Source organism: Pseudomonas sp. P1.31 (genome assembly GCF_001269815.1).
GTDB classification, from domain to species: Bacteria; Pseudomonadota; Gammaproteobacteria; order Pseudomonadales; family Pseudomonadaceae; genus Aquipseudomonas; species Aquipseudomonas rustica.
The window spans coordinates 115,826-131,183 of the sequence record NZ_LHVN01000008.1; the positions used below are offsets into that span (position 1 = coordinate 115,826).

The 15,358-nt window shown below is 58.6% G+C and carries 17 protein-coding genes; 6 read left to right on the forward strand and 11 right to left on the reverse strand.

The genetic code is table 11. The features are described from left to right. Window positions 1–63 precede the first annotated feature (63 nt). The gene (locus AD669_RS07040) at window positions 64–1,362 is read right to left on the reverse strand and encodes a mechanosensitive ion channel family protein (RefSeq protein ID WP_053118172.1); all 1,299 of its coding nucleotides are present in this window, start codon (window positions 1,360–1,362) and stop codon (window positions 64–66) included. Between the two features lie 191 nt (window positions 1,363–1,553). On the opposite strand from AD669_RS07040, the gene AD669_RS07045 reads away from it, so the two are divergent. Continuing rightward, entirely contained in the window at window positions 1,554–2,894 is a 1,341-nt protein-coding gene (locus AD669_RS07045; protein WP_053118174.1) for a DEAD/DEAH box helicase, read from the forward strand. An 88-nt stretch (window positions 2,895–2,982) separates the two neighbouring features. Here AD669_RS07045 and AD669_RS07050 read toward each other — a convergent pair whose 3' ends face one another. Then, window positions 2,983–3,258: a hypothetical protein gene (locus AD669_RS07050; protein WP_053118177.1), complete on the reverse strand. Its 276-nt coding sequence runs from the start codon at window positions 3,256–3,258 to the stop codon at window positions 2,983–2,985. Window positions 3,259–3,429: 171 nt separating this feature from the next. After that, window positions 3,430–4,164, reverse strand: a complete 735-nt coding sequence (locus AD669_RS07055) for a thioredoxin family protein (protein WP_053118178.1) — start codon at window positions 4,162–4,164, stop codon at window positions 3,430–3,432. Between the two features lie 175 nt (window positions 4,165–4,339). Here AD669_RS07055 and AD669_RS07060 point away from each other — a divergent pair, with 175 nt between their 5' ends. Beyond that, window positions 4,340–4,732, forward strand: a complete 393-nt coding sequence (locus AD669_RS07060) for a hypothetical protein (RefSeq protein ID WP_053118180.1) — start codon at window positions 4,340–4,342, stop codon at window positions 4,730–4,732. A 103-nt stretch (window positions 4,733–4,835) separates the two neighbouring features. Here the strand turns inward: AD669_RS07060 and AD669_RS07065 are convergent, their stop codons facing one another. The 3 genes from AD669_RS07065 to AD669_RS07075 form a co-directional block, all read right to left on the reverse strand. After that, window positions 4,836–5,708, reverse strand: coding sequence for a DUF6279 family lipoprotein (locus AD669_RS07065; protein WP_053118182.1), 873 nt, complete (start codon window positions 5,706–5,708; stop codon window positions 4,836–4,838). A gap of 76 nt (window positions 5,709–5,784) precedes the next feature. Beyond that, window positions 5,785–6,501 (reverse strand): TorF family putative porin, encoded by a 717-nt coding sequence (locus tag AD669_RS07070; protein ID WP_053118184.1) that lies wholly within the window; start codon window positions 6,499–6,501, stop codon window positions 5,785–5,787. A gap of 217 nt (window positions 6,502–6,718) precedes the next feature. Next, window positions 6,719–6,907, reverse strand: coding sequence for a hypothetical protein (locus AD669_RS07075; RefSeq protein WP_016702300.1), 189 nt, complete (start codon window positions 6,905–6,907; stop codon window positions 6,719–6,721). Between the two features lie 340 nt (window positions 6,908–7,247). Here AD669_RS07075 and AD669_RS07080 point away from each other — a divergent pair, with 340 nt between their 5' ends. The 4 genes from AD669_RS07080 to AD669_RS28725 all read left to right on the forward strand — a co-directional run bounded on the left by AD669_RS07080 (window position 7,248) and on the right by AD669_RS28725 (window position 10,176). Continuing rightward, entirely contained in the window at window positions 7,248–8,084 is an 837-nt protein-coding gene (locus AD669_RS07080) for a S1 RNA-binding domain-containing protein (protein WP_053118186.1), read from the forward strand. 103 nt (window positions 8,085–8,187) lie between these two features. After that, on the forward strand, window positions 8,188–8,586 hold the full coding sequence (locus AD669_RS07085) for a DUF2177 family protein (protein WP_053118188.1): 399 nt from the start codon (window positions 8,188–8,190) through the stop codon (window positions 8,584–8,586). A gap of 249 nt (window positions 8,587–8,835) precedes the next feature. Next, complete coding sequence (locus AD669_RS07090; protein ID WP_053118190.1) at window positions 8,836–9,765, forward strand: DMT family transporter; 930 nt, start codon at window positions 8,836–8,838, stop codon at window positions 9,763–9,765. 282 nt (window positions 9,766–10,047) lie between these two features. Then, window positions 10,048–10,176: a PA1414 family protein gene (locus tag AD669_RS28725; protein ID WP_003184145.1), complete on the forward strand. Its 129-nt coding sequence runs from the start codon at window positions 10,048–10,050 to the stop codon at window positions 10,174–10,176. 89 nt (window positions 10,177–10,265) lie between these two features. On the opposite strand, the gene AD669_RS07095 is transcribed toward AD669_RS28725, so the two are convergent. From AD669_RS07095 to speB, 5 genes are all read right to left on the reverse strand, one after another. Then, on the reverse strand, window positions 10,266–10,514 hold the full coding sequence (locus AD669_RS07095) for a phosphopantetheine-containing protein (RefSeq protein ID WP_053118192.1): 249 nt from the start codon (window positions 10,512–10,514) through the stop codon (window positions 10,266–10,268). Between the two features lie 131 nt (window positions 10,515–10,645). Next, window positions 10,646–12,025 (reverse strand): sodium:solute symporter, encoded by a 1,380-nt coding sequence (locus AD669_RS07100; RefSeq protein ID WP_053118194.1) that lies wholly within the window; start codon window positions 12,023–12,025, stop codon window positions 10,646–10,648. Between the two features lie 155 nt (window positions 12,026–12,180). Continuing rightward, window positions 12,181–13,692 carry a cytosine permease gene (locus tag AD669_RS07105; protein WP_053118196.1) on the reverse strand — a complete coding sequence of 504 codons (1,512 nt, stop codon included), beginning with the start codon at window positions 13,690–13,692 and terminating at the stop codon, window positions 12,181–12,183. Window positions 13,693–13,747: 55 nt separating this feature from the next. Continuing rightward, window positions 13,748–14,170, reverse strand: coding sequence for a nuclear transport factor 2 family protein (locus AD669_RS07110; protein ID WP_053118199.1), 423 nt, complete (start codon window positions 14,168–14,170; stop codon window positions 13,748–13,750). A 10-nt stretch (window positions 14,171–14,180) separates the two neighbouring features. Next, window positions 14,181–15,131 (reverse strand): agmatinase, encoded by a 951-nt coding sequence (speB, locus tag AD669_RS07115; protein WP_008086245.1) that lies wholly within the window; start codon window positions 15,129–15,131, stop codon window positions 14,181–14,183. Between the last annotated feature and the right edge of the window lie 227 nt (window positions 15,132–15,358).

A 15,358-nucleotide genomic window follows, 5' to 3' on the forward strand; every position in this document is an offset into this window, starting at 1 on the left:
ATCTTTTGATCTTTAAGGTCAAAAGATCGCAGCCTTCGGCAGCTCCTACAGGGGAATTTTGGACTACATGAGGTGTTTTTGTGGCTCGGGGATGCTGGCCGAGCCGAGCACCGCTGGCAACAGGCCCGAACGCAAATCCCCGCCACTCGGCTGCTGATACAGACTCAACCCAAACTCCGGCAACACCGCCAGCAGATAATCAAAAATATCCCCCTGAATCCGCTCGTAATCCGCCCACGCCGTGGTGCGGGTGAAGCAGTAGATCTCCAGCGGAATGCCCTGCGCCGTGGTCTGCATCTGCCGCACCATGCAGGTCATGTTCGGTTGAATCTCCGGATGACTCTTCAGATATGCCAACGCATAAGCGCGGAACGTGCCGATATTGGTCATCCGGCGGCGGTTTGCCGACATCGCCGCGACATTGCCCTGCGCCTCGTTCCACGCCTTGAGCTCGGCTTTCTTGCGGCTCATGTAGTCGGTCAGCAAGTGCACCTGTGAGAGCTTTTCTTCCTCGTCATCGCGGATGAAACGCACGCCGCTGGCGTCGATGAACAGGCTGCGTTTGATCCGCCGTCCGCCAGATTGCTGCATGCCACGCCAGTTCTTGAACGACTCGGACATCAAGCGCCACGTCGGGATCGACACAATGGTCTTGTCGAAATTCTGCACCTTGACCGTGTGCAAAGTGATATCGACCACATCGCCATCGGCGCCGACTTGCGGCATTTCGATCCAGTCGCCGACCCGCAGCATGTCGTTGCTGGTCAACTGCACGCTGGCGACGAACGACAGCAGCGTGTCTTTGTAGACCAACAGAATCACCGCCGACATCGCACCGAGACCGGAGAGCAGCAACAGCGGCGAGCGGTCGATCAGGGTGGCGACGATGATGATCCCGCCAAACACATACAGAACCATTTTCGCCAGTTGCACGTAGCCTTTGATCGAGCGCGTGCGGGCGTGTTCGGTGCGCGCGTAGATATCGAGCAGGGCATTGAGCAGCGCGCTGATGGTCAGCAGCAAAAACAGGATGGTGAATGCCAGCGCGACGTTGCCGAGGAAATTCATCGCGGTTTTGCTCAATTCCGGCACCAAGTGCAGTCCGAACTGAATCACCAGCGACGGGGTAATCTGCGCCAGGCGCTGAAACACTTTGTTGTGGCGTAAATCGTTGATCCAGTGAAACGCCGGCTGGCGACCGAGCATGCGGCTGGCGTGCAGGATCAGGTAGCGCGCCACTCGTCCGAGTACCAACGCGATCACCAACAGCAGCATCAGCGCCAGGCTGGCTTGCAGGATCGGATGCTGTTCGAGGGTGCCCCAGAGATCCTGGGCGTTGAGCCAGAGCTGTTTGATATCCATAAGTGAAACGATTCTTCTGTAAGACGCGATGGCCGATTAGAGCATTTAAGACGCCAGGTATTACGTTTGGAGACAAATCAGGCAACAAAAAAACCACTGATTGCTGCCGTTTGCATAAAGAAACTCGGCCTGAGCGCTCGAAACCGGTAACCTATGCAGCTGTTTTTTTGCATATCTTCGAGGTAGCACCCGTGTTTTCCCAATTCGCCCTGCACGAACGCCTGCTTAAAGCTGTGGCCGAGCTGAAATTTGTCGAGCCAACGCCTGTGCAAGCCGCGGCCATCCCGCTGGCGCTCCAAGGGCGTGATTTGCGGGTGACTGCGCAAACCGGTAGCGGCAAAACCGCCGCTTTCGTTCTGCCAATCCTCAATCGCCTGATCGGCCCGGCCAAGGTTCGCGTCAGCATCAAGACGCTGATCCTGCTGCCGACCCGCGAGCTGGCCCAGCAAACCCTGAAGGAAGTTGAGCGTTTCTCGCAGTTCACCTTCATCAAATCCGGCCTGATCACTGGCGGTGAAGACTTCAAGGTACAGGCCGCGATGCTGCGCAAAGTGCCGGACATCCTCATCGGCACCCCGGGCCGCATGATCGAGCAACTCAACGCCGGCAACCTCGATTTGAAAGAAGTCGAAGTGCTGGTGCTCGACGAAGCCGACCGCATGCTCGACATGGGCTTCTCCGAAGACGTTCAGCGTCTAGTCGACGAATGCACGAACCGTCAGCAAACCATGCTGTTCTCGGCCACCACCGGTGGTTCCGGCCTGCGCGAAATGATCGCCAAAGTGCTGAACAACCCTGAGCACTTGCAGCTCAACGCGGTCAGCCAGCTGAACTCGACCACTCGTCAGCAAATCATCACCGCCGACCACAATCAGCACAAAGAGCAGATTGTGAACTGGCTGCTGGCCAACGAGACCTATCAGAAGGCGATCATCTTCACCAACACCCGCGCCATGGCCGACCGCATCTACGGCCGCCTCGTGGCTCAGGAATACAAAGCGTTCGTACTGCACGGCGAGAAAGACCAGAAGGATCGCAAACTGGCGATCGACCGTCTGAAGCAGGGCGGCGTGAAGATCCTCGTGGCCACCGACGTGGCGGCCCGTGGTCTGGACGTTGATGGTCTGGACATGGTGATCAACTTCGACATGCCACGCAGCGGCGACGAGTACGTGCACCGTATCGGTCGTACTGGCCGTGCCGGTAACGACGGCCTGGCGATCTCGCTGATCTGCCACGGCGACTGGAACCTGATGTCGAGCATCGAGCGCTACCTCAAGCAGAGCTTCGAGCGCCGCACCGTCAAGGAAGTCAAAGGCACCTACGGCGGGCCGAAAAAGGTCAAGGCCTCGGGTAAAGCTGTTGGCGTGAAGAAGAAAAAGACCGATGCCAAGGGCGACAAGAAGAAAACCGCCGCCAAGACGCCGACCAAGCGCAAGAGCGCCAACCGTCCGAAGCCAGACTCGTTGGTAAGCAGCGACGGCATGGCCCCGCTCAAGCGCCGCAAGCCGGCAGAGCCAGCGGCTGAGTAAGTCGTTTAAGGCTGGATAAAAAAACCCGGACAATGTCCGGGTTTTTTTCGCCCCTCTGTAGGAGCTGACGAAGGCTGCGATCTTCGCTTTAGCCTTCCGCCTTCTTCTCCGCCGTACCCAGCTCTTTCAAGCGCTGATCAATCAACTGGCACTTGTCCGGCAGATCCGCGCTGGCCGTGCCCAGATCCATTTTCTGCAACTCGGCGTTGATCTCTTTGGCCTTGGCCGGATTCTGTTCAGTGAGCTTGGTGACCTCTTTGGCCAGTTGTTCACGTTTGGCGGTCGCCTCCTCTGGCGTGCAGGCCCATACGGGGAGGGCGCAGGCAAGGGTGGCGGCGAGGGTGAGCTTGATCAGGGTTTTCATGGGGGCAGGCCTCAGTTCCGGTTAAGGCGGGTTAACCGGTTGAGGGGCAAAGCCTGTGAAAAGTTCAGAAACTGTAGGAGAACCTGTGGGAGCGAGCCTGCTCGCGAAAGCGTCGTGTCAATCACCATGACATACCGCTTTCGCGAGCAAGCTCGCTCCCACAAAGGGCGATCAGTTGCCGTGGCAGCAGCTGGATTTTGTCGCGCCTTCATACCGATCATGATGCCGCACCCACTCCATGATCTCGTCTTCATTGCGGCCCTTCGGCGTCAGGTCGAGGTAGTTGTAGGCGCCGACCAGCATGTCCAGACCTCGGGCGTATGTCGAATAGGTGTGGAAGATGTTTCCGGCCTTGTCCTTGTAAAACACGCTCAGCCCGGGCATTTCTTCCTCTGCGCTGTCAGTTTTTTCGTAGTTGTACGTAGCCTTTCCGGCGGCAACATCCTCGGCACGGGCGCACACGCCGAAGTCATAGTTGAAGTCGCAGCCCTCTGACGATACCCAGTCAAACTTCCAGCCCATGCGATGTTTGAAGTCTTGAAACTGGTTAAACGGTGCGTGGGACACCGCAACCACGGCGATATCGTGGTGGGCCAAATGCTGGTTGGCGCCGTCGATGTGGTCGCTGAGGAACGAGCAGCCCTGGCAGCCTTCTTCCCAGTCCTTGGCGAACATGAAGTGGTAAACGACCAATTGGCTGTGGTCGCCAAACAGGTCGGCCAGCTTCAATTCGCCGTTCGGGCCCTGGAAGTGGTAGTCCTTGTCGACTTTCACCCAAGGCAAGGCGCGGCGTTCAGCGCTGAGGCGATCGCGCTCTTTGGTGAAGGCTTTTTCGTGTTCTAGATGTTGTTTGCGGGCGGCGAGCCATGCTTCGCGCGATACCACCGGATGATTCTCAACGTTCATGATGATTTCTCCTGCGGGGTTGAAACCGTCTGTTTCAGACTAGTCGTTCAACCCGCCGGGAAATCGACAGACCGCCGGTCGGTCGCTGAAGGAAATACGGCTGAACGGCTGCGCCAGCCTCCGGTCACAACCTAGGTACGCGCCCCAAATCATGCGCACCGGAGGTTGAATCAGGATGACGACTTATAACTGGGATTTGATTGAACGCTTGCTGCACGAAGTGCAAAACAGCGCCGGCCACAGCTTCGCCCCTCGCGCCTACGCTGAGGATTACGCGGCGGAGAAAGCCAGCGCCGGCGAGCCGATCGAGAATCTGGATCACCTGAAAACGGTGGCCTGCGACTATGAACGGCTGTTGCTTCTGCGCGGTTTTATCCAGCCGCGTCCGGATGAAGAGGGCAGCACCGGCAACAATTTTTCTCTGACCCCGCGCGGTTCGAGCTTGCTGAGCCTGATCGACAGCAGCATTCCCGGCAATGACCACCCGCGTCAGGTGCTGGATGAACAGGCTGATGCGCTGGATGAAGCGACGTTTGATGAAGTCGCCTCGAAAGCCCAGATCGCCTAAAGGTTGACCGCGATCCTGTAGGAGCCGAGCTTGCTCGCGAAGGCGTCGTCAGCCCCAACGTTATTGTTGAATGACAGACCGCTTTCGCGAGCAAGCTCTGCTCCTACAAGGATTTTTGTGCGGCCTTCAGGCATTTGAGGTCGTTGAAGTCTTTGCGTACGCCTTCGATTTTTTTCAATAAGCGCTGACGCTGCTGCGGCGTGCTCTCCGCCATCAAATCCACGAACAACGAGCGCGCCTGCGCTTCAGTATCGGCGTAGGCCTTGCGGTAATCCGCTGTCCATAAGCTCTCGCGATTCACCAGAAGCGTCTCGATACGCTGTGGGAATTCTGCACTCTTGCGTTGCGCCACGGCGGCACTGAACTGCTTTTGCCAATGCGCGCGGTTGGCGATCCACTGGGTGTTCTGATCGCCGAGAGCGTTAGTCCAGGCCACTACGCGCTGTTCTTGCGTAGGGCTGAGCGGGCCGAGCCAGTCGTTTAGGCGTTTGGTCATGCGCTCGCCACGTTCCTTGATCTGCTGGGCCAGCGGCGGATTGACGTAATCCTGCTGGCGTTTGCGCAAGTCCTTGGCGAACGCTTCATTCATCTCCGCCACTTGCTTGTCGTCCAGACCTTGCAGCAATTCGATGGCTGACGGCGTGATCTCTTTCGCGGTTTCGGCGATGGCTTGCTTGGCTTCGGCGGTGCGCGCTTGCAGGGCGGCGTCGGTGACCTGATTGGTCTCGACCATGGTTTGCAAGCGATCCAGCCAGTCGAGGTAGCCCGGCAACTGCGTGGTGCAGTGCCAGTTCAGGTGTTCCTTGAGGCGCTCGTTGAACCAGTCTTTCTGCTCGCCGTTCATGTCGACGTAATCGCCGAGCGTCCACGGAATGATCACGTCGAGGTTGCGATAGGCCAGGCCGACGCGGCTGCAGGCGCCGAGGGCGAGGGTGAACATCAATAGCGCGGCAATGTGCTTGAACCAGCGAGACATGGGCGAATCCTTGCGATGGCCAGCCTGAGGGTCTGATGTTTATGTGAACGCAGAATGAGCCCGGCAGTTCAGCCGATCAATAGAAGGCGCGTTCGGCCTTGAGCGTGACGAGGCCGTCGCACTGGCTGTTGTGGCCGGAATAGGCCGAGCAATCGCTGCCGCTGAGGCTGGAGTTGCTGTAGATGAGATCGAGATCGACGCCCATCACCGGGCGGGAGAACTTCACCGACCAATCGGTAAAACTACTGACGTAGCCGCCGTCCACCGCTACTGGCGAGTTCAACTGGTGGGTGGTGTATTTCATGCTGACGCCGATGCCGAACGGCTGATTGCCGCCAAGGTCGGCGAAAAGGGTGTTGTTCTGTTTATCCGGGTCGTTGCTCAGCGCGATGCCGAAGCGGCTGCCGAGCAGGGTCAGGCCACCGAACACTTCCTGGCTGTCGAGGGTGTCGACCTTCGGATAGCTGTAATGAATCATCCCGACTTCGTAGCCGAGCAACTGATCGAATGGTTGTTTAAAGCCGACGTAGGAGTCGATTTCAAGGTTCTTGCCCGGCGAGATGCCCATGCTCGGTGCGTACTGACCGACGTAAAGGCCACTGTCGTGGCTCAGATCGAGACCGCCGTGGAACGAACCGACCGCCGCCGGTTTGACCAGGCCCTGCGCCATGCTGCGGCTGGGTGTGGTGCCGAGCTTGAGGTCGAAATCACCGAGTTCACGCTGGAAAATCTGCGCGTGCGCAGTCGTTGCCGCGAGCAGGCCTACAAGCAATAAACAGGAAGATGTGCGCATGCGTCACTCCATGAACAGCGAGCGCAGGACGGCGGGCCTGCTGAAACGCTTGATCTAGACGCGTGCAAGGATACCGGCGAATGCTCGGCATTGAAGGCCGTTCGTCGATTTCTGAATATTTGCTGTTTGGTTTGTTTAAAACGGGGAGGGTGTTGCGCGGTGCCAGTCCAGGCGCTTCGAAGCTCAAAGCGCCTCTGGACGGGTGTAAAACCGGGTGTTACTTCTTGCCCAGGCTGATCTGCTTGGACGGGCCGAACGTCTGGCCACTGACGCCTTTGGCAATTTGCTGGATCTCGCCGCCGGACTTGAGGAACGCTGCGATTTGATCGTTGATCGATTCGCTGGTTTCAACGGCTGGAGCTGGCTTTGCTTTGCTGTTGGATGCTTTTACACGCATGGCGGCCATTAACCTGTAGAAAAGTAACTCGGCCAGGCATCGTACAGTAATTACTTGACAATTGCTTGGTAAATATCCCCGGGAATAGCCCAGTGCAGCGCTGCATTATTCGCGGTTAATTAATTGGAATATCTAGCTAACCTGCTGTTTTAAATAAGATCATTGCTGTTTGACGGGACATTATGTCGCGGCTGAACCGCTCGCTGGCAGACTGACGAGCGGCACCTCGCTCGTCGGTGATCAAGGAAAATCAAGGCGTGGCGCAGTTTTAGCCGAAACCGAGGATCTGCCGGCGAGCGTTCACGGCAAAAACGGGTAGAATGCCGCCCACGTAATGAGGGTTCTGGAAATGGCTTTAGTCGGGCGTTACAACAGTTTGCAAGTGGTTAAACACACTAACTTCGGTTTATATCTGGACGGCGGTGCGGACGGCGAGATTCTTTTGCCCAACCGTTATATCCCTAAAGATATTCCCAGCGAAGATGAAGATTGGCTCAACGTTTTTGTTTATCTGGACAGCGAAGACAAACTTCTCGCTACCACAGAGAAACCAAAAGTTCAGGTCGGCGAATTTGCCAGTCTGAAAGTTGTTGAAGTCAACAGCATCGGTGTGTTCCTCGATTGGGGGCTGCCGAAGGATCTGTTGCTGCCGTATTCCGAAGAAAAGCGCCAGATGACCGCCGGCGAGTACTGCGTGGTGCACGTCTACCTCGACAAGCACACCCGCCGCATCACCGCCACCGCGCGGCTGGATCGCTATCTCGACAAAACCCCGGCCAATTACAGCCAGGGCCAGGAAGTTGATCTGCTGGTCGCCGAAGCCACCGACATGGGCTTCAAGGCGATCATCAACAACAAGCACTGGGGTTTGATCCACAAGAATGAAATCTTCAAGTTCATGCGCGCCGGCATGAGCGAGAAGGGCTACATCAAGGAAGTGCGCGCCGACGGCAAGATCGCCCTGAGCCTGCAACCGGTGGGTCAGGAAGCGGCGAGCAGCCTCAACTCGAAGATCCTTGCCAAGTTGCGCGACAACGACGGCACGCTGCCGGTCAGCGACAAGAGCGATCCAGCGTTGATCAGCAGCCTGTTCGGCGTCAGCAAAGGCAACTTCAAGAAGGCCATCGGTTCGCTGTACAAGGAAGGCAAGATCGTTATTCATGCCGATCGCATTGAACTAACCTGAGCCCCCGCCAGCCCCATGTAGGAGCTGCCGCAGGCTGCGATCTGTTGATCTTGAAGGTCAAAAGATCGCAGCCTGCGGCAGCTCCTACATTGAGGGTGGTGTGATGAAAAGAACGCTGATTGCCTACGTCGCCACGCTGCTGACGTTTCTTCTGCTCGACGGCATCTGGCTGGGGCTGTTGATGGCGCCGACCTACCGCGAACTGCTCGGTTCGCTGATGCTGGAAAAACCGCTGCTGTTACCGGCCGCGGTTTTTTATTGCCTGTATGTTTTTGGCTGCGTGGTGTTTGTGGTGTTGCCCGCGCTGAGTTGGCAGTGGGCGGTGAAGAGGGGGGCGTTGTTGGGGCTGGTGGCGTATGGGACGTATGACCTGACGAATTGGGCGACGTTACGTGGGTGGTCGGTGCAGGTGACGTTGATGGATTGGGTTTGGGGGATGGTGGCGACGGCTGTGGCTTGTGCGGTTGGGTTTTTGGTGGTGAGGCGGTTTGGCCGGCGCTGATCCTTCATATGGGTTGGCAGTGAGGGCCTCTTCGCGAGCAGGCTCGCTCCCACAGGGGAAGGCATTCCAATGGTGGGAGCGAGCTTGCTCGCGAATGGCGGCGCAGCCGACGGCCATTCACCGCTGACGCTGCAGAAGAAACAAATGTCTTTTCCAGACGGCTTTTTCCCCTCGACTCATTGATAATCCCCAACACTGTTTTCTGACCAATGGATGGCCTGCCATGTTGTGTGTGTTCGAGGTGTTGCGGTGAGTGTCGAGCGGCGCAATGCCGACCGGTTTGCCCTGCAAGTGATGATCGGCCTGTGCCTGATCTGGGGCGTGCAGCAAGTCATGATCAAATGGGCCGCGCCCGACATCGCGCCGGTGATGCAGGCCGCGGGGCGGTCAGGCATTTCCGCATTGCTCGTAGGATTGTTGATCTGCTGGAAGGGTGGTTGGGATCAGGTCGGCAACACCTGGCGCGGCGGTTTGCTCGCCGGTGCGTTGTTCGGTCTGGAATTCTTCTTTATCTCCGAAGGCCTGCAACTGACCACGGCCGCGCACATGTCGGTATTCCTCTACACCGCGCCGATCTTCACCGCGTTGGGCGTGCATTTTCTGCTGGCCAGCGAGCGTTTGCGGCCGCTGCAATGGCTGGGGATTCTGCTCGCCTTCATCGGCATCGCGATTGCCTTCGCCGGCGGTGTGTCGTGGGACAACCTTGACCGGAGCATGCTGCTCGGTGACTTCTTCGGGATTCTGGCCGGTGCCTGCTGGGGCGCGACCACCGTGGTCGTGCGTGCCTCGCGCCTATCCGACGCGCCTGTGACCTTGACCTTGTTCTATCAATTGATGGTCGGTTTCGTCGGCCTGCTGTTGATCGCGCTGTTCAGCGGCCAGATCACTCACGTCAACCTGACCACGGTGGCGGTGGCCAGTGTGCTGTTCCAAGGGCTGGTGGTGTCGTTCTTCAGTTATCTGGTGTGGTTCTGGCTGTTACGCCGTTATCTGGCGGCCAATCTCGCGGTGTTTTCGTTTATGACGCCGCTGTTCGGCGTGACCTTCGGCGTGATTCTGCTCGGCGAAGAGCTGAGCCTGAACTTCATCATCGGCGCCGTACTGGTGTTGCTCGGCATCACCTTCGTCAGCGCCGAGCAGTGGGTACGTCGGCGTTTGCGCAAAGCGCTGGGTCAGTAGCCGCTGGCCGAGCATTCAGGGGGTGCGACAACATGGCTCATGTGGCCAAAGGCAGGGTCGGGGCCAATCCGAATGCGTGTTTAGAAGTGCTGCAGACTGTCTATCCCGCGGCTTCGGCGGATGTGCGAGAAACGGCTTGAACCAATGGCAGCAGATTCTGTTCCATTCAGTAACAGATCATTGCGGATTTCGCCGAGCATTGCGTAGGACTTCGGACTATTATCAGTGCGAAGCGGCCTCAGAATTCCGGTCGCTCAGCACCACCCTGAAGGGGGCATGACGATGAAAGAGAAAATTCAAAACTGGCTGCACGACTTGGGTGTTGCCCTCGGCTTGATCGAACCGCCTCTGCAACCTGTCCCGATCCGCACCGATGACGAGCAGCGTCGCCGCCAGCCGCGCCGGCGGTAAGTGCCTCTTTAAGGATCAAGAGATCGCAGCCTTCGGCAGCTCCTACATGGATCAGTGTAGGAGCTGCCGAAGGCTGCGATCTTTTGCTTTCAATGCCGTCCAATCTCTAGCAAAAACCGGCTTAAGTCATTCGCGGTCTTCGCGGTCTTGAGCATGCGGTCTTCTTCGGCGGTGAATGCCGTCAGTCCGAATTCATCTTCCAGATGAAAGATCAAATCCTCGATATCAGCCTTTTCCAACCCCAATTGCACCAGGCTGGTGTGGTCGTTGAAGTCGTGGTTCTCCAGCAGACGGCGGATGAACCGGTGCACGGCGGCACGCACGGCAGCTCTTCTCATGGCAGATTTTTCTAGTCGTTGTTCTGCTTGAGTGAAGCATCTTCATCAGCACTTTTCTACAGACGAAAAAAAACGGGTGTGGCAACCGACGCCACACCCGTCGAAGAAAGCATCAAGTCGTTACATCAAGCTTAGATCGCGCTCGCCACGGTAGCCGGGCGAGGGGAGACCAGGCTGACCACCACAAAACTGATCAGGCCCACAGCCAGGCTGTAGTAGATCGGCGTGTTGGCATCGAGGCCGTCCTTGATCATGAACAACAGGGCGGTGGCGAAACCCAGGCCCATGCTGGCGATGGCGCCGGCGGTGGTTGCGCGTTTCCAGAAGATCGCCCCGATCAGCGGGATCAACATGCCGCCGACCAACAGGTTGTAAGCGAGGGTCAGCGCGCTGATCACATCGTTTACCACCAGAGCGATACCCAGCACCACAACACCGGTCAGCAGGGTGAACAGGCGGTTGATGCCCAGGCTCGATTGTTTACCGCCGCGCAGTTTCGGCAGCAGGTCTTCGGTGATGGTGGTGGCAGCGGCGAGCAGGCCGGCGCTGGCGGTAGACATCATGGCGGCCAGTGCAGCTGCGATCACCAGACCCCGGATGCCGTCCGGCAGCGACAGTTTGACGATGGCGGCGAAGGCGTTGTTGACGTTGGACAGATCAGGAATCAGCACGTGTGCCGCCATGCCGATCAGGGCGCAGGCCAGGCCGTAGATGATGCAGTAGATGCCGGCGGCGCTACCGGCGTACTTGGCGACTTTTTCGTTCTTGACGGTGAACACCCGTTGCCAGATGTCCTGACCGATCAGGATGCCGAAGAAGTAGATCATGAAGTAGGTGATGATCGTGTCCCAACCGATCGTGGTGAAGTTGAACGCGGTGGCCGGCAACTTCAGCACCAACTCGTCCCAACCACCCACGCGGTACAGGCAGATCGGCAACAGGATGAACATCAGGCCGACGGTCTTGATGATGAACTGGACGATGTCGGTCAGGGTCAGCGACCACATGCCGCCGATCGCCGAGTAGATCACCACCACGCCACCACCGACCAGTACCGAAACCCAGAATGGCAGGTCAAACAGCACTTGCAGGACGGTGCCGATCGCGAGGATCGAGGTCACGCCGATCATCAGTGCGTAGGCCAGCATGATCAGCGCGGAGGCCGAGCGAGCCATCGGGTTGTAGCGCTTTTCCAGCACTTGGGTAACGGTGTAGATCTTCAGTTTCAGCAGCGGTTTGGCCAGAAACAGGTTCAGCGCGAGAATCCCGCAACCCAGCGCGGCGCACAGCCAGAAACCGGAGATGCCGTGCACGTAACCGAGGCGAACGGTGCCGACGGTGGATGCACCACCGAGCACGGTAGCGGCCATGGTGCCCATGTACAGGCTTGGGCCGAGGTTACGACCGGCGACCAGAAAGTCCTCGTTGGTTTTGGCCTTGCGCATGCCGAAATAGCCGAGCAAAAGCATGCCGGCTGCGTAGATGAGGACGACGAATAAATCCAAAGCCATGATGGCGTGTCTCCGATTGTCTTTTTTATGTGAGGCTGAATTCAGTCTCCTGTGGGAGCGAGCTTGCTCGCGAAGGCGTCGGCACATTCAACACTGATGTGACTGACAGATCGCTTTCGCGAGCAAGCTCGCTCCCACAGGGGATAGGCGTTTATTCAGGCGGCTTGTCGCATTGCCGCTTTAACCGGCGACTCCGCGCCTTGGCTCCGTGCATCCTTCGGGCCGAACACTTCCCGCGGTTCCGGGAACAGGCTCAGCAGCGTCAGGTACACCGCCGAAGCCAGGCCCAGGGTCACCGGCAAGCTGATGTCGATGCCGCCGGCCATTTCACCCAGCGGGCCAACGAATTGCCCCGGCAGATTGACGAAGCACAGGCCGACCGCCGCGCTCGGGATCCATGCGCCCAGACCGCGCCAGTTCCAGCCGTGGTTGAACCAGTAGCGTCCGCCCTGTTCGCCGCGCGTAAACACTTGCAAGTCATCCGGGCAGTAGAAACCGCGACGCACCAACAGGCCGATGATCATGATCACCATCCATGGCGTGGTGCAGGTGATGATCAGCACGGCGAAGGTCGACACGCTCTGCACCAGGTTCGCCGCAAAACGACCGATGAAGATGAAGGCAATCGACAGCACGCCGATCAACAGCGTCGCTTTCACCCGCGACAGCACGCGCGGGAACACACTGGACATGTCCAGCCCGGTGCCATACAGCGACGTGGTGCCGGTGGACATGCCGCCGATCACCGCAATCAGACACACCGGCAGGAAGAACCAGCTCGGCGACACCGCCAGCAAACCACCGACATAGTTGTTCGCCGCGATGTAGTCCGGCGCCTTGATCGCGACGATGGTCGCGGTGGTCAGGCCGAACAAAAACGGAATCAGGGTTGCCAACTGTGCCGCGATCACCGCCAGCATGATCCGGGCTTTCGGGGTTGTGCGCGGGATGTAGCGTGACCAGTCGCCGAGGAAGGCGCCGAAGGAAATCGGGTTGCTCATCGCTACCAGCGCAGCGCCGATAAACGCCGCCCAGAAACCTGCCTGACCGAGGGCCACGCTGCCGGCGTACTGGCTGTCGAAGGCCGGGGCAAAGGCGAAAATGCCGAGCAGGAACAACAGGCTCGCGGCCCACACCGCAATGCGGTTGACCCACAGCATGATGCGGAAGCCGTAGATGCACACGGTGAGCACCAGCAACGCGAACAAGCCGTAGGCCAGACCCAGGGTCAGGTCGGTTTCCGGCAGGCCGATCAGTCGTTTGGCACCACCGACCAGCGCGTCACCCGAACTCCACACCGACAGTGAGAAGAACGCGATCGCCGTCAACAACGACAGGAACGAGCCGACGATCCGCCCGTGCACACCGAAATGCGCACCCGATGACACGGCATTGTTGGTGCCGTTGAGCGGGCCGAACAGGCCCATCGGCGCAAGGATCAGCGCACCGACCACCACGCCCAGCACAATCGCCCAGACGCCGGCCTGAAAAGACAGACCGAACAGCACCGGGAAACTGCCGAGCACGGCGGTGGCGAAGGTATTGGCGCCGCCGAAGATCAAGCGAAACAGGTCGCTGGGTCGGGCGTCGCGCTCATGATCCGGGATCTGTTCGACCCCGTTTGTTTCAATGCTGCTAAGGCTTTTTTCGTTGTTGTTGTTATTCATGATCTGCTCCGATCACAAAGGCGCGCTCATCGTTCGTGAGCGTCACCTGTTTTGGCTAAGGGGATGGCAGCCCTTCCGGCATCGCGGACAAATGTTCGTGGCAGGCCAGCCAATGGCCTTGTTGTTCTAGGCTCGACGCTTGTTTCTTGAAAACAATCGTCTCGCGCTCCTGGCTGAAGTGTTGCTCCCCTTGCATGCGCAGCTCGGTGGCCACGTCATGGATGAAAATCGCCACGTCACCTTGCAGGCTGACGAAGGCGTTGCTCGACGTGCACGCAAGCACCTCGAAGCCATCCTCGGCGCGCCAGCTGTCCCACAAGGCCTGATAGGCATCGCGCGACAGCAACGGCTGTTCGAGGGTGTAGAAAACGAAACTTGCATCGGCGCTGAACGCGCCGAAGTAAGCCTCGCGATCATTACGGGCAAAGGCAGCCACCAGCTCGGCGGCCGCTTGCAGAACCTGATCACGTTCGTTCATGACGCAACCCTCAGCGGTGAACCACGCCAGGCAGTACGCAGAGCATTTCGTACAGCAGGTTGGCGGCCAGCAGCGAGGTGTTGCCGGTGGTGTCGTAAGCGGGCGAGACTTCTACCAGATCGCAACCGATCAAGTCGAGGCCTTGGCAGCCGCGAACGATTTCAATCGCCTGAATGGTCGTCAGACCGCCGATTTCCGGGGTGCCGGTGCCAGGTGCCCAGGCCGGATCGATGCCGTCGATGTCGAAGCTAAGGTACACCGGGCCACCGCCGACTTTCTCGCGCACTTCGGCCATCAGCGGTGCCAGCGACTTGTGCCAGCACTCTTCAGCCTGAACCACGCGGAAACCCTGATCGCGGCTCCAGTTGAAGTCGTCAGCGGTGTAACCCTGAGCGCGCAGACCGATCTGCACGACACGGTCGCAATCGAGCAGACCTTCTTCAACCGCGCGGCGGAAGGTAGTGCCGTGGGCGATTTTCTCGCCGAACATGTGATCGTTGACGTCCGCGTGGGCATCGATGTGCACCAGACCGACCTTGCCGTGCTTTTTATGAATCGCCCGCAGGATCGGCAGGGTGATGGTGTGGTCGCCACCCAGGGTCATCGGGATCACGTTGTGCTCGAGGATGTTGTCGTAGGCTTCTTCGATGATGCGCACGGCGTCGAGCAGGTTGAAGGTGTTGATCGCCACGTCGCCAATGTCGGCCACGGCCAGCGAGTCGAACGGCGCAGCGCCGGTCGCCATGTTGTAAGGGCGGATCATCACTGATTCGGTGCGAATGTCGCGTGGCCCGAAGCGGGTGCCGGGGCGCAGCGAAGTACCGATGTCCAGTGGCACGCCTACGAAGGCAGCGTCCAGGCCGGCAGCGGTCGGTACATGGGGGAGTCGGAGCATGGTGGCGATGCCGCCGAAGCGCGGCATTTCGTTGCCGCCCAGTGGTTGGTGAAGAATCTTGTCCACGGGTAGGGCCTCATCGTCTTTGTTTTATTTATATCGGCGCGCCGTTGAGCACAGGTTCGGACGCCGCTGTGGGGCCGATGATGCGAAATGTAGTGAGGGGAAAGAATCGCTACGGGCAAATACTTAGTTCAGATTTTTCTAAACTAATGGCGAGGCCCGGGATAGACTCTTTACCTGGTTAAATATCCCTGTAGGAGCTGCCGAAGGCTGCGATCTTTTGATCTTGA